This is a genomic window from Empedobacter sp. UBA7248 (assembly GCF_002472945.1).
GTDB lineage: Bacteria > Bacteroidota > Bacteroidia > Flavobacteriales > Weeksellaceae > Empedobacter > Empedobacter falsenii_C.
In genome coordinates this window covers 150,065-163,983 of sequence record NZ_DKSU01000014.1, presented here as the reverse complement: position 1 = coordinate 163,983, position 13,919 = coordinate 150,065, and the positions used below count along the sequence as shown (strand labels likewise).

Sequence of the window (13,919 nt, the reverse complement as noted above, 5' to 3'; positions counted from 1 at the left end):
GTTAAGTAAAGTTATAAAAAAGCTTGAATTAACATCTAAATAAACCATTTTTTTTACCTTAGCTTCGCAAACTGATAAAAATTACGAATGAATAAATTAATTTGGCTATTATTTCCTGCTTCAATCTTTGCTCAAAAAGGAGAAACGCAAATAAAAGCTAATGCCTTAACAATGCCACTTGCGATGGTAAATCTTGGTGTAGAGCATGCACTTACAGATAAAATAACTTTACAAGCTGACGGTTTCATCTCTCCTTGGAAATCATTTGCGGGAAATCATTTACAAATGTACATGGCTTTTGGTGAAGGTAGATATTACTTTGATAAATCTTTTAGTAAATTTTATATAGGTCCAAACATTGGAGTCGGTTTCTTTGATATCCAAAAATGGAATTATTGGAATACAGATAAATACCAACGTGGCTTTGCAATTTTAACAGGAGCTACAATTGGATATCAAGTCAAAATCAACGAACATTGGGGATTAGATGTTTTTGTTGGAGGAGGACACTCTCAAGGAAATTACAAAGGTTATTATAAAGAAGATTCTCCTAATTTCGGACGGTATGATTCTGCGCAATCATTCAACAAAAGTGGTGAATGGATTCTCTACAAAGGCGGCGTAATGCTCACTTATAAATTTAAACGAAAAAAATCCAACTAAAATTAGTTGGATTTTTTATATCTAGTATTATTCTACTATTAAACAGGCGTATTCATATCGAAAGCCTCAAGATATTCGGCAACACGTTTTACAAACATACCTCCTAAAGCACCATCCACAACACGGTGATCATATGCATGAGATAAGTACATTTTGTGACGAATTGCAATCATATCTCCCTGTGGAGTTTCGATAACAGCAGGTTTTTTCACAATTGCACCAACAGCCAAAATAGCGACTTGTGGTTGAGGAATAATTGGTGTTCCTAATGTATTTCCGAAAGAACCAATATTTGTAATTGTGTATGTTCCTCCTTGGATTTCTGCGGGTTTCAATTTATTGTTACGAGAACGATTTGCTAAATCATTAACCTGAGAAGCTAATCCCGCTAAATTAAATTGATCCGCATTTTTGATAACAGGAACAATTAAATTTCCACTTGGTAAAGCAGCCGCCATTCCAATATTGATATTTTTCTTTTTGATGATTTTATCTCCATCAACCGAAACATTAATCATGGGGAAATCTTGAATTGCTTTTGCTACAGCTTCAATAAAAATTGGCATAAAGGTAATTTTCTCACCATGTTTCTTCTGAAACTCATTTTTATTTTTATCTCTCCATAACACAATATTCGTCATATCAACTTCTACGAAAGACGTTACATGAGGAGCAATTTGTTTTGCTTGTAACATATTTTGCGCAATAATCTTACGCATTCTATCCATTTCGATGATTTCATCACCTTCACCAACAGAAATAGGCGCAGATTGCACTTGTGGTGCTTGAGGTTGAGCAACTGGTGCAGCAACAGAAGTCGTAGCAACTGTTTTCGCTGGTTGATTACCTCTATTTTTAACGAAATTTAAAATATCATCTTTCGTTACACGTCCGTCTTTTCCAGAACCTGAAATTTGATCTAACTCAGCCTGAGAAACACCTTCTTCTTTCGCAATAGATTTTACTAAAGGAGAATAAAATTTATCATCAGACGAAGTAATAACCGTTTCAGTTTTGATTGTTGCAACTTCAGCCTCGATAGATTTTGCAGCATCAGCAATTTCTTGGTCGCTATTTGTATCTACTTCTTCTGCCGAATCAGCTTGTTCTACAACTCCATCAACAGACAAAATTGCGATAGGCTCACCTACTTTTGCAATTCCATCTACCGGAACTAAGATTTCTTTTAAAACTCCCGCTACTGGCGAAGGAACATCAGAATCTACTTTATCAGTTGCGATTTCTACAACCGATTCATCTTCACTAATCGAATCACCAATATTCTTGATCCAATTTGTTACAGTAGCTTCCATTACACCTTCTCCCATAGAAGGTAGAATTAATTTATAGTCAGACATTCTTGTGTTATTTGCTAAATACAAATCTAAACATTTTTTCGATTCAAAAAAATACTGTTAAACAGATTAATGTATTTTATTTTTAAACTATTCGTATTAATATCTAAAATAATTATCAATTTAATAATTGATCTAACGTTTATAAGATTATTTTTAATGATTTGATAGTTTTGACTGCATAAAAAAATCCCCCAATCTAAGATTGAGGGACTTTTTGAAATATTAAGAATGATTCTTAAGCTTCGTAAGTTGCAGTACCGTTGTTTACTTGAGGTTCTTTGATTTCACCAAAGCTTTTCTCGAAGTTAGTTACGTTTTCTGCTAACGATTGAGATAATTGTTTTGCTTGTAATGGAGACAAAATAATTCTTGATTTTACTGATGGTCTAGCACCTGGTAAAAATTGAACGAAATCTACAACGAACTCAGATGGTGAGTGGTTGATGATTGCTCCTGTAGCATAAACACCTTGAGCTACTAATTCGTTTAACTCAATGTTTAATCCTTCGTTTTGTTGATTTTCTGACATTATAATTCTTGTTTTGCGTTTATTAATTCCTCGTATTCACGGTTAGATCCTACGATGATGTTTTGATACTCTTTTAATCCAGTTCCGGCAGGAATTAAGTGTCCAACAATAACGTTTTCTTTTAATCCTACTAAACCGTCTACTTTACCAGCTACAGCTGCTTCGTTAAGAACTTTTGTAGTTTCCTGGAACGATGCCGCAGACATGAAAGATTTAGTTTGTAAAGACGCTCTTGTAATACCTTGTAAAACTGCTTCTGCTGTTGCAGGTAAAGCTTCACGAGCAGTTACTAAGTTTTTGTCTTCACGTTTTAATTTAGAGTTTTCGTCACGTAATTCGCGAACTGTGATGATTTGTCCTGCACTTAATGTGTCAGAATCACCAGCATCTTCTACCACTTTCATTCCGAATAAACGATCGTTTTCTTGCATGAAATCGTCTTTGTGCTCTAAACTATCTTCTAAGAATCTTGAATCTCCTGAGTCTACAATACGAACTTTACGTAACATTTGACGTACGATAATTTCGAAGTGTTTGTCATCGATTTTTACCCCTTGTAAACGGTATACATCTTGAATCTCGTTTACTAAGTATTCTTGAACCGCTGTTGGTCCTAAGATTCTTAAAATATCTTCTGGTGTAATTGCTCCATCTGATAAAGGCTCACCTGCACGTACGAAGTCATTTTCTTGAACTAAGATTTGTGCTGATAATTTAACTAAGTAACGACGGATTTCACCATTTTTAGATTCAACGATGATTTCACGGTTACCACGTTTTATTTTACCGAAAGATACAACTCCATCCATTTCACAAACAACTGATGGGTTAGATGGATTACGAGCCTCTAACAACTCTGTAATACGAGGTAAACCTCCTGTAATATCGCCAGATTTAGCTGACTTACGAGGAATCTTAACTAAGATTTTACCTGCATTAATTTTTTCACCATCATTTACCATTAAGTGTGCACCTACTGGTAAGTTGTATGTTTTTTCTTCACCATCAATCGTGATAACTCTTAACGCTGGAACTAATTTTTTATTACGTGATTCAGAAATAACTTTTTCTTGGAATCCTGTTTGCTCATCGATTTCAATTTGGAAAGTTACCCCTTGCTCTAATTGTTCGTACTCAATTTTACCAGTAGATTCCGCGATGATAACCCCATTATAAGGATCCCAACTTGCAATCTCTTGACCTTTTTGAACTTTAGCTCCGTTTTTAACAGATAAGATAGTACCGTAAGCGATGTTAGTTTGTTGACGAACGTTTCCTAAATCGTCAATTACTTTCATCTCTGTAGAACGAGAAACAACTGTATCTACTTTGTTACCTGCATCATCTGTCGATTCAACAGTACGTAAGTCATCAAATTCAACTGTACCATCAACTTTAGCATTAATTGTATTTTGCTCAGAAACGTTACCCGCAGTACCCCCAACGTGGAAAGTACGTAATGTTAACTGTGTACCAGGTTCACCAATAGATTGTGCAGCAACTACACCAACTGATTCACCTTTCTGAACACCTTTACCTGTAGCTAAGTTACGTCCGTAACATTTAGCACAAATTCCAGTTTTCGCTTCACATGTTAATGGAGAACGAACCTCTACATTTTCAATACCAGCTGCTTCTAAAGCATCACCAACATCTTCTGTAATAATGTTACCAGCAGAAATGATTAATTCACCATTATCTGGGTTGTAAATATCATTTAATGAAGTACGACCTAATACACGAGAAGATAAACTTTCGATGATTTCTTCTTTTTTCTTAAGTGCTGTAACTTCTAAACCTCTTAATGTACCACAATCTTCGTGCATTACGATAACGTCTTGTGCAACGTCAACTAAACGACGAGTCAAGTATCCAGCATCGGCAGTTTTTAAGGCAGTATCGGCAAGACCTTTACGCGCACCGTGCGAAGAAATAAAGTACTCTAAGATAGACAGACCTTCACGGAAGTTAGAGATAATTGGGTTTTCGATGATATCCCCACCAGTAGAACCAGCTTTTTGAGGTTTAGCCATCAATCCACGCATACCTGATAACTGACGAATTTGCTCTTTAGATCCACGTGCTCCAGAATCAAGCATCATGAATACAGAGTTAAATCCTTGTTGATCTTCTGTCATACGTTTCATTACAATTTCCGTTAATGTTGCGTTTGTTGTTGTCCAAACATCAATAACTTGGTTGTAACGTTCGTTATTTGTAATAAGACCCATGTTATAGTTCATCTTAATGTTCTCAACTTGGTTGATCGCACCAGAGATAAGGTCTTTCTTTTGTTCTGGGATTAAGATATCTCCTAATGAGAATGATAAACCACCCTCGAAGGCATTACGGTATCCTAATTGTTTCATATCATCTAAGAAAGCAGCCGTTGTAGGGAAATCTGTAATCTTGATGATTTTATTAATAATTGTACGTAACGATTTTTTCGTTAATACTTCATTAATATAACCTACTTGTTTCGGAACGATTTGGTTGAATAACACACGTCCTACTGAAGTTTCGATTAATTGATTTTCTACTAACTCCTCTCCTACACGAATTGTTCCTTTTACACGAATTGGCGCGTTTAAGTCAACAGCTCCTTCGTTGTATGCAATTTGAACTTCTTCGTCTGAATAGAAAGTTAATCCTTCACCTTTTACTGTAAATTGGTGGTCAGTACGACGAATTTTCGTCATGTAGTAAAGACCTAAAACCATATCCTGAGAAGGTACAGTAATTGGAGAACCATTAGCAGGATTCAAAATATTTTGAGAAGCCAACATTAATAATTGCGCTTCTAAAACAGCTTCTGGTCCTAATGGTAAGTGAACAGCCATCTGGTCACCATCGAAATCGGCATTGAAGGCTGTACACACTAATGGGTGTAAACGAATTGCTTTACCTTCGATTAATTTCGGTTGGAATGCTTGGATACCTAAACGGTGTAACGTAGGGGCACGGTTTAATAAAACTGGGTGACCTTTGATTACATTTTCTAAAATATCCCAAACAACTGGCTCTTTTCTATCGATAATTTTCTTAGCCGATTTAACTGTTTTTACAATTCCACGCTCGATTAATTTACGAACTACGAATGGTTTGTATAATTCAGCTGCCATATCTTTTGGTAAACCACATTCGTGTAATTTAAGTGTTGGTCCAACAACAATTACAGAACGAGCAGAATAATCCACACGTTTACCTAATAAGTTTTGACGGAAACGACCTTGTTTACCTTTTAATGAATCAGATAATGATTTTAATGGACGGTTACCATCAGCTTTTACAGCAGATGCTTTACGTGTGTTATCGAATAATGAATCAACCGCTTCTTGTAACATACGTTTTTCATTACGTAAGATTACTTCTGGCGCTTTGATCTCCATTAATCGTTTTAAACGATTATTACGGATAATTACACGACGATATAAATCATTTAAATCTGATGTTGCAAAACGACCACCATCTAATGGAACTAATGGACGTAATTCTGGTGGAATAACCGGAATAACGCGCATTACCATCCATTCTGGACGGTTTACGTGGTGCATATTTGACTCACGTAACGACTCAACAACCTGTAAACGTTTTAACGCTTCTGTACGACGTTGTTTAGAAGTTTCGTTATGTGCTTTGTGTCTTAATTCGTAAGATAACTCATCTAAATTGATACGAGATAATAGGTCTTCTAATGCTTCAGCACCCATTTTCGCAACGAATTTATTCGGATCTGTATCTTCTAGATATTGATTCTCGATTGGAAGAGTTTCTAAAATATCTAAATACTCTTCTTCTGATAAGAAATCTAATCTATTTAATTCTTCACCTTCTGGTCCTTTTGCGATACCTGCTTGAATCACTACATATCTTTCGTAGTAAATTACCATGTCTAATTTCTTAGATGGTAATCCTAAGATGTAACCAATTTTGTTTGGTAATGAACGGAAATACCAAATATGTGCAATTGGCACAACAAGATTGATGTGTCCAATACGCTCACGACGAACTTTCTTTTCAGTAACTTCAACCCCACAACGGTCACAAACGATACCTTTATAACGGATTCTTTTATATTTTCCGCAGGCACATTCGTAATCTTTTACAGGTCCAAAGATACGCTCACAGAATAACCCGTCACGCTCTGGTTTGTGCGTTCTATAGTTAATCGTTTCAGGTTTTAAAACTTCACCTTTAGATTCTTGAAGAATCGATTCTGGAGAAGCTAACCCGATACGGATTTTTGAGAATTGACTTGTTTTATTTTTTGTTGACATATAGAAATGTATCTAACAATTATATTATTATAACGAAAAAGGTAGAATAATAGGTTGCCCTATTATTCTTCCAAGTTTATGTCTAATCCAAGACCTTGTAATTCATGTAACAATACGTTAAATGATTCTGGAATACCAGGTTCTGGCATTGGCTCTCCTTTTACGATTGCTTCGTAAGTTTTCGCACGTCCAATTACGTCATCCGACTTAACTGTTAAGATTTCGCGTAAGATATTAGATGCACCGAATGCTTCTAATGCCCAAACCTCCATCTCTCCGAAACGTTGTCCACCGAATTGTGCTTTACCTCCTAATGGTTGTTGAGTAATTAATGAGTATGGTCCGATAGAACGCGCGTGCATTTTATCATCAACCATGTGTCCTAATTTCAACATGTAAATCACCCCTACAGTAGCTTTTTGATCAAAACGTTCTCCAGTGTTACCGTCATATAAATATGTTGTACCGTGTTTTGGAATACCTGCTTCTTCTGTGATGCGATCGATATCAGCGATTTCAGCACCGTCGAAGATAGGTGTAGCAAATTTTTGACCCATTTTAAGTCCAGCCCATCCTAATACCGTTTCATAAATCTGACCGATATTCATACGAGATGGTACCCCAAGTGGGTTAAGCACGATATTTACTGGCGTTCCGTCTTCTAAGAAAGGCATATCTTCGTCGCGAACGATACGTGCAACAATACCTTTGTTACCGTGACGTCCTGCCATTTTATCCCCTACTCTTAGTTTACGTTTTTTCGCAATGTAGATTTTCGCTAATTTAACGATACCTGCAGGTAACTCGTCTCCAACAGAGATTGTAAATCTTTCGCGGTTAAGTGCTCCTTGTAAATCGTTGTATTTAATTTTGTAATTATGTAACAATTCTTTTACTAATTCGTTCTTGTCCTCGTCTGTTGTCCAAAGAGATTCTGCTCCAGTTAAGTTTAAGAAATCTTCAACATTAGATAAGATTTTTTGCGTGTATTTTACACCTTTCTTGATCACTTCTTCGTTCAAGTCGTTGTAAATACCTTGAGAAGTTTTTCCGTTTAATAAAACGTATAATTTCTCTAATAAAATCTCTCTTAATTCGTTGAATTTAACGTCGTACTCAGCTTCTACACTATCAATGATAGCTTTGTCTTGAGAACGTTTACGTTTATCCTTAATACTACGTGAGAATAATTTTTTGTCGATAACAACACCACGTAATGATGGAGAAGCTTTAAGAGAAGCATCTTTTACATCACCTGCTTTGTCACCAAAGATCGCACGTAATAATTTTTCTTCTGGAGTTGGATCAGACTCTCCTTTTGGAGTAATCTTACCAATCAAGATATCACCAGGTTTTACTTCTGCTCCGATACGGATCATACCGTTTTCGTCTAAGTCTTTTGTAGCCTCTTCCGAAACGTTAGGAATGTCTGAAGTTAATTCTTCCATACCTAATTTTGTATCACGTACATCTAATGAATACTCATCGATGTGGATAGATGTAAACCAGTCTTCGCGAACAGCTTTCTCAGAGATTACAATGGCATCCTCGAAGTTGTACCCCTGCCAAGGCATGAAGGCAACAACCATGTTACGACCAATTGCTAATTCTCCTCCTTCTGTTGCATAACCTTCAGATAAAACTTGTCCTTTCTCTACACGATCACCAACTTTTACAATTGGTTTCAACGTAATTGTAGTTCCTTGATTCGTTTTTCTGAATTTTGTTAAATTATATGTTTTCTCAGCAGTATCGAAGCTTACTAATTCTTCATCTTCTGAGCGATCATATTTAATTGTTATAATGTCAGCATCAACATAAGTTACTGTACCTTCACGTTCTGCATTTACTAAGATTCTTGAATCTTTTGCAACTTGTTTTTCTAATCCAGTACCTACAATTGGTGCTTGAGGTTTTAATAATGGAACTGCCTGACGCATCATGTTCGATCCCATTAACGCACGGTTGGCGTCATCATGCTCCAAGAAAGGGATTAATGATGCTGAGATAGAAGCAATCTGGTTAGGTGCAACGTCGATTAAATCAACTTCTGCTGGTGTTACAACAGGGAAATCCCCATCTTCACGAGCAGTTACACGTTCAGTAGCAATAGTACCATCGTCTGTCATGTCGATATTGGCTTGAGCAATTACTTTTGATTCCTCCTCTTCCGCAGTTAAATAGATTGGTGCTGATTCGACGTCCACTTTTCCATCTTCTACTTTTCTGTACGGTGTTTCGATGAACCCTAAGTTATTAACTTTAGCGAATACACATAATGACGAAATCAAACCAATGTTTGGTCCCTCAGGAGTTTCAATTGGACATAAACGTCCGTAATGAGTGTGGTGTACGTCACGTACCTCGAATCCCGCTCTTTCTCTTGATAAACCTCCAGGTCCTAATGCTGATAAACGACGTTTGTGTGTAATCTCTGATAATGGATTTGTTTGGTCCATGAACTGAGATAACTGGTTCGTTCCGAAGAATGAGTTGATAACAGATGATAATGTTTTAGCATTAATCAAATCGATTGGTGTAAACACCTCGTTGTCACGAACATTCATTCTTTCGCGGATAGTTCTAGCCATACGAGCTAAACCTACTCCGAATTGGCTAGCCATTTGCTCACCTACCGTTCTTACACGACGGTTAGATAAGTGGTCAATATCATCCACCTCTGCTTTAGAGTTGATTAATTCGATTAAGTATTTAATAATCGAAATGATATCTTCACGAGTTAATACTTGTACTTCCTCGCTAATGCTTAAGCCTAATTTTTTATTTAATCTGTAACGACCTACTTCACCTAATGAATAACGTTGATCAGAGAAGAATAATTTGTCAATAATTCCTCTTGCTGTTTCCTCATCTGGTGGCTCAGCGTTACGTAATTGTCTATAGATGTACTCTACTGCCTCTTTTTCAGTATTAGTAGGGTCTTTTTGTAAAGTATTATGGATAATTCCATAATCAGCAGAATTGATATCTTCTTTGTGTAATAAGATCGTCTTAACACCAGAATCTACGATTTGATCGATGTGATCTTTCTCTAAGATTGTTTCACGGTCTAAGATAATTTCATTACGCTCGATAGATACAACTTCTCCTGTATCTTCATCTACGAAATCCTCGTGCCATGTATTTAATACACGTGCAGCAAGTTTACGACCTACAACTTTCTTTAAATTAGCTTTATTAACTTTTACTTCTTCAGCTAAGTCGAAAATTTCTAAGATATCTTTATCTCTTTCGTATCCGATAGCACGTAATAAAGTAGTTAATGGTAACTTTTTCTTACGATCGATGTAAGCGTACATTACGCTGTTGATGTCTGTTGCGAACTCAATCCAAGATCCTTTGAAAGGAATGATACGAGATGAGTACAATTTTGTACCATTCGCGTGGAAAGATTGTCCGAAGAATACCCCAGGAGAACGGTGTAATTGAGATACAATAACACGCTCTGCACCATTAATAATGAATGATCCTGAAGGAGACATGTAAGGAATTGTTCCTAAGTATACGTCTTGCACTACAGTTTCGAAATCTTCGTGTTCTTCGTCTGTACAGTACAATTTAAGACGAGCTTTCAATGGTACGCTGTACGTTAATCCCCTTTCGATACACTCATCAATTGTGTAACGTGGTGGATCTACGAAATAATCTAAGAATTCTAAAACAAACTGATTGCGAGTATCCGTAATTGGAAAATTCTCAGCAAATGTTCGGTAAAGACCTTCATTTTTTCGTTGGTCAGGTCTTGTTTCCAACTGGAAAAAATCTTCAAACGATTTGATCTGAATGTCAAGGAAATCTGGGAACTGAGCGACTGCTTTTGCAGAAGAGAAGTTCAATCTTTCTTTTTTCTCAGTCGAGTTGCTTAATGTTGCTTTAGTGGCCAATTTCGAATGAATTTTGGTTTATATAATGACTTTATGCGTAAAAAGGTTTAGACCTAACACGTTCTGTGTTAGGTCCAAACCTATATTTTTGAGTAATAAAAATTACTTCAATTCTACTACTGCACCAGCTTCTTCTAGCTGTTTCTTTAAAGCTTCAGCTTCATCTTTAGAAACTGCTTCTTTAACTGTTGCTGGAGTTGAATCTACTAAATCTTTAGCTTCTTTTAATCCTTTTCCAGTTAATTCTTTAACTAATTTAACAACTGCTAATTTAGATGCACCTGCTTCTTTTAAGATTACGTCGAATTCTGATTGCTCTTCAGCAGCTTCACCTGCTCCACCTGCAGCAACAACTACAGCAGCAGCAGCTGGTTCGATTCCGTACTCATCTTTTAAGATTGTAGATAATTCATTAACTTCTAAAACTGTTAAGTTTACTAACTCTTCAGCTAATTTTTTTAAATCTGCCATTTTAATGCTTTTTGTTTTTTAAACTTTTATTTGATATGAGTGTGTCTTATTCTTCTGAAGCTCCTTCTTCTGCTTTTGCAGCGTCTTTGTTCTCTAATTGAGAAACAACAGTTTTGATTGGAGATTGAAGTAACATAATGATGTCTGCGATTAATTCTTCGCGAGATTTCAATGCTACTAATTGTGGTAATTTGTCATCACCTACGAATGTATTATCTTCAATCCAAGCTCCTTTTAAAATAGGTTTTTCAGATTTTTTTCTGAAAGTATCGATTACTTTAGCTGGTGCGTTACCAACTTCAGCAGTCATTAATGCTGTATTTCCTTTTAAAGATCCGTAAAGCTCTTCGAAGTTTTTGTCTTCGATTTGCTCCATAGCTTTCTTTAATAAAGTGTTTTTTACTACGCGTAAAGATACATTGCTTTTGTAGCAAGCTCTTCTTAATTCAGTAGTATTAACAGCGTTTAATCCGTCGATATCTGCTAAGTAGATGATTTTTGCTTCTGCTAATACAGCTTGCAATTCATCTATCATATTTGCTTTATCTTGTTTTGTCATTGCCATAATCTACTAATTTTAAGCGTTTACACTTTTTGGATCTACTGATACACCTACAGATTGAGTTGTAGAAAGCGTGATGCTTTTTACATATGTTCCTTTAGCAGCTGTTGGTTTTAATTTAATTAAAGTTTGAATTAATTCATTCGCATTTTCTTTAATTTTATCAGCATCGAAAGATACTTTACCAACTGCAGCGTGGATGATTCCGTAACGGTCTACTTTGAAGTCGATTTTACCTGCTTTTACTTCAGAAACGGCTTTACCAACTTCTAAAGTTACAGTACCTGATTTTGGGTTAGGCATTAATCCACGAGGTCCTAAAACACGTCCTAATGGTCCTAATTTACCCATAACTGCTGGCATAGTAACGATAACGTCAACATCTGTCCAACCTTCTTTAATTTTTTGTAAGTATTCGTCTAATCCTACATAATCAGCACCTGCTGCTTTAGCTTCTGCTTCTTTGTCTGGAGTAACTAATGCTAATACTTTTACATCTTTACCTGTTCCGTGTGGTAATGAAACTACACCACGAACCATTTGGTTAGCTTTCTTAGGGTCTACACCTAAACGAACTGCTATATCTACAGAAGCATCAAACTTAGCGTAGTTAACTTCCTTTACTAATGATGATGCTTCATCAATAGAGTAAAGTTTGTTTTTTTCTACTTTAGCTAATACCTCTTTTTGTCTTTTTGTTAACTTTGCCATTTCCTAAAATGTTTTAATTATTCTGGAGCTTGCCCACCTTTTACAGTTATACCCATAGAACGTGCAGTTCCAGCAACCATTTTCATAGCAGATTCAACAGTAAAACAGTTCATGTCCGCTAATTTGTCTTCAGCAATAGCTCTAACTTGATCCCAAGTAACAGTACCAACTTTTTGACGGTTAGGTACACCTGATGCTTTTTTCAATTTCGCAGCTTCCATTAACTGAATAGCAGCTGGTGGAGTTTTAATTACGAAATCGAATGATTTGTCTTGATACACAGTAATAACAACTGGTAACACTGCACCTTGTTTTTCTTGTGTACGTCCATTAAATTGTTTACAAAACTCCATGATGTTAACACCTGCAGCACCTAAAGCTGGCCCTACTGGTGGCGAAGGATTTGCTTGTCCTCCTTTAACTTGAAGTTTTACAACTTTTTCAATTTTTTTTGCCATTTTTTTAATTCTTAAAATTAAGCGTTATGTGGAAGCAGCCTAAATTTCTACTTTTAATTTGTTGATAAATTGATTATGCAATCTTTTCAACTTGGTTAAAACTTAACTCTAGTGGTGTTTTACGTCCGAAGATTAAAACCATCACTTCAAGTTTACGTTTGTCTTCAATGATTTTCTCAACTGTTCCGTTGAAGCCATTGAATGGTCCATCGATTACTTTTACAGTTTCTCCTACAATGTAAGATATACCTAAGTTTGTATCGATGTTTTCTGCTAATTCGTCAACTTTACCTAACATTCGGTTAACTTCCGATTGTCTCATTGGTACAGGATCACCTCCTTTCGTTGCACTCAAAAAGCTAATTACACCTGATGTATTCTTTACCATGTGAGGAATCTCCCCTACAAGTTCAGCTTCTATCATGATGTAACCAGGAAAGTGTACTTTTTCCTTTTGATATTTTTTACCGTTACGGATTTGAATCACTTTTTCCATAGGAACAACAATTTGTCCTACATAATCATTCAAATTTTGGTACTGAATTTCTCTTTCAATATAATCCTTAACTTTTAGCTCTTGTCCAGCTACAGTCTTGATTACATACCATTTCTTTTCACTCATGATTCTAATTACTAAACGGGATATTTTACAAACTAAAAAGCGCCGTAGATAAAGTTAAGCACTTGTGTGAATAATGTATCTACCGCATATAAAAATATAGCTAACAAAACTGTAGCTATTGCAACAATAATTGTGTCTCTTTGTAGATCTGAGAATGATGGCCATGTTACATGATCTTTAAATTCTACAAAGGAATCTTTAAAATATTGTACGACTTTCATATCGTTTTCATTTAGCACGGGCACAAGGATTCGAACCCTGATCAACGGTTTTGGAGACCGCTATTCTACCATTGAACTATGCCCGTAGAATAAAAAGAGTGGTAATCATTGAAGATTACCACATCTTCTATATTATATTTTG

Annotated in this window: 11 protein-coding genes and 1 tRNA gene; 1 reads left to right on the top strand and 11 read right to left on the bottom strand. The window is 35.9% G+C overall.

Going from position 1 to position 13,919, the window contains the following annotated elements:
• Positions 1-87: 87 nt before the first annotated feature.
• Entirely contained in the window at positions 88-663 is a 576-nt protein-coding gene (locus B4A23_RS13120) for a DUF3575 domain-containing protein (protein WP_286486471.1), read from the top strand.
• A gap of 38 nt (positions 664-701) precedes the next feature.
• On the opposite strand, the gene B4A23_RS13115 is transcribed toward B4A23_RS13120, so the two are convergent.
• The 11 genes from B4A23_RS13115 to B4A23_RS13065 all read right to left on the bottom strand — a co-directional run bounded on the left by B4A23_RS13115 (position 702) and on the right by B4A23_RS13065 (position 13,863).
• Positions 702-2,021, bottom strand: coding sequence for a dihydrolipoamide acetyltransferase family protein (locus B4A23_RS13115; RefSeq protein WP_291120672.1), 1,320 nt, complete (start codon positions 2,019-2,021; stop codon positions 702-704).
• A gap of 235 nt (positions 2,022-2,256) precedes the next feature.
• Positions 2,257-2,550: a DUF3467 domain-containing protein gene (locus B4A23_RS13110; RefSeq protein ID WP_038331074.1), complete on the bottom strand. Its 294-nt coding sequence runs from the start codon at positions 2,548-2,550 to the stop codon at positions 2,257-2,259.
• The gene (rpoC, locus tag B4A23_RS13105; protein ID WP_286475027.1) at positions 2,550-6,827 is read right to left on the bottom strand and encodes a DNA-directed RNA polymerase subunit beta'; all 4,278 of its coding nucleotides are present in this window, start codon (positions 6,825-6,827) and stop codon (positions 2,550-2,552) included. The genes B4A23_RS13110 and rpoC overlap by 1 nt, the downstream gene beginning before the upstream one ends.
• 62 nt (positions 6,828-6,889) lie before the next feature.
• Positions 6,890-10,732: a DNA-directed RNA polymerase subunit beta gene (rpoB, locus tag B4A23_RS13100; RefSeq protein WP_291059288.1), complete on the bottom strand. Its 3,843-nt coding sequence runs from the start codon at positions 10,730-10,732 to the stop codon at positions 6,890-6,892.
• Between the two features lie 102 nt (positions 10,733-10,834).
• Positions 10,835-11,203, bottom strand: a complete 369-nt coding sequence (rplL, locus tag B4A23_RS13095) for a 50S ribosomal protein L7/L12 (RefSeq protein WP_019974307.1) — start codon at positions 11,201-11,203, stop codon at positions 10,835-10,837.
• A 46-nt stretch (positions 11,204-11,249) separates the two neighbouring features.
• Positions 11,250-11,762, bottom strand: coding sequence for a 50S ribosomal protein L10 (gene rplJ, locus B4A23_RS13090; protein WP_052217500.1), 513 nt, complete (start codon positions 11,760-11,762; stop codon positions 11,250-11,252).
• 18 nt (positions 11,763-11,780) lie between these two features.
• Positions 11,781-12,476, bottom strand: a complete 696-nt coding sequence (gene rplA, locus B4A23_RS13085; RefSeq protein ID WP_038331070.1) for a 50S ribosomal protein L1 — start codon at positions 12,474-12,476, stop codon at positions 11,781-11,783.
• A 17-nt stretch (positions 12,477-12,493) separates the two neighbouring features.
• Positions 12,494-12,934, bottom strand: coding sequence for a 50S ribosomal protein L11 (rplK, locus tag B4A23_RS13080; RefSeq protein ID WP_038331069.1), 441 nt, complete (start codon positions 12,932-12,934; stop codon positions 12,494-12,496).
• Positions 12,935-13,007: 73 nt separating this feature from the next.
• Positions 13,008-13,556 (bottom strand): transcription termination/antitermination protein NusG, encoded by a 549-nt coding sequence (gene nusG / locus B4A23_RS13075; protein WP_038331068.1) that lies wholly within the window; start codon positions 13,554-13,556, stop codon positions 13,008-13,010.
• A gap of 32 nt (positions 13,557-13,588) precedes the next feature.
• The gene (secE, locus tag B4A23_RS13070) at positions 13,589-13,777 is read right to left on the bottom strand and encodes a preprotein translocase subunit SecE (RefSeq protein ID WP_038331172.1); all 189 of its coding nucleotides are present in this window, start codon (positions 13,775-13,777) and stop codon (positions 13,589-13,591) included.
• A 15-nt stretch (positions 13,778-13,792) separates the two neighbouring features.
• Positions 13,793-13,863: transfer RNA gene (locus B4A23_RS13065), tRNA-Trp, on the bottom strand.
• Between the last annotated feature and the right edge of the window lie 56 nt (positions 13,864-13,919).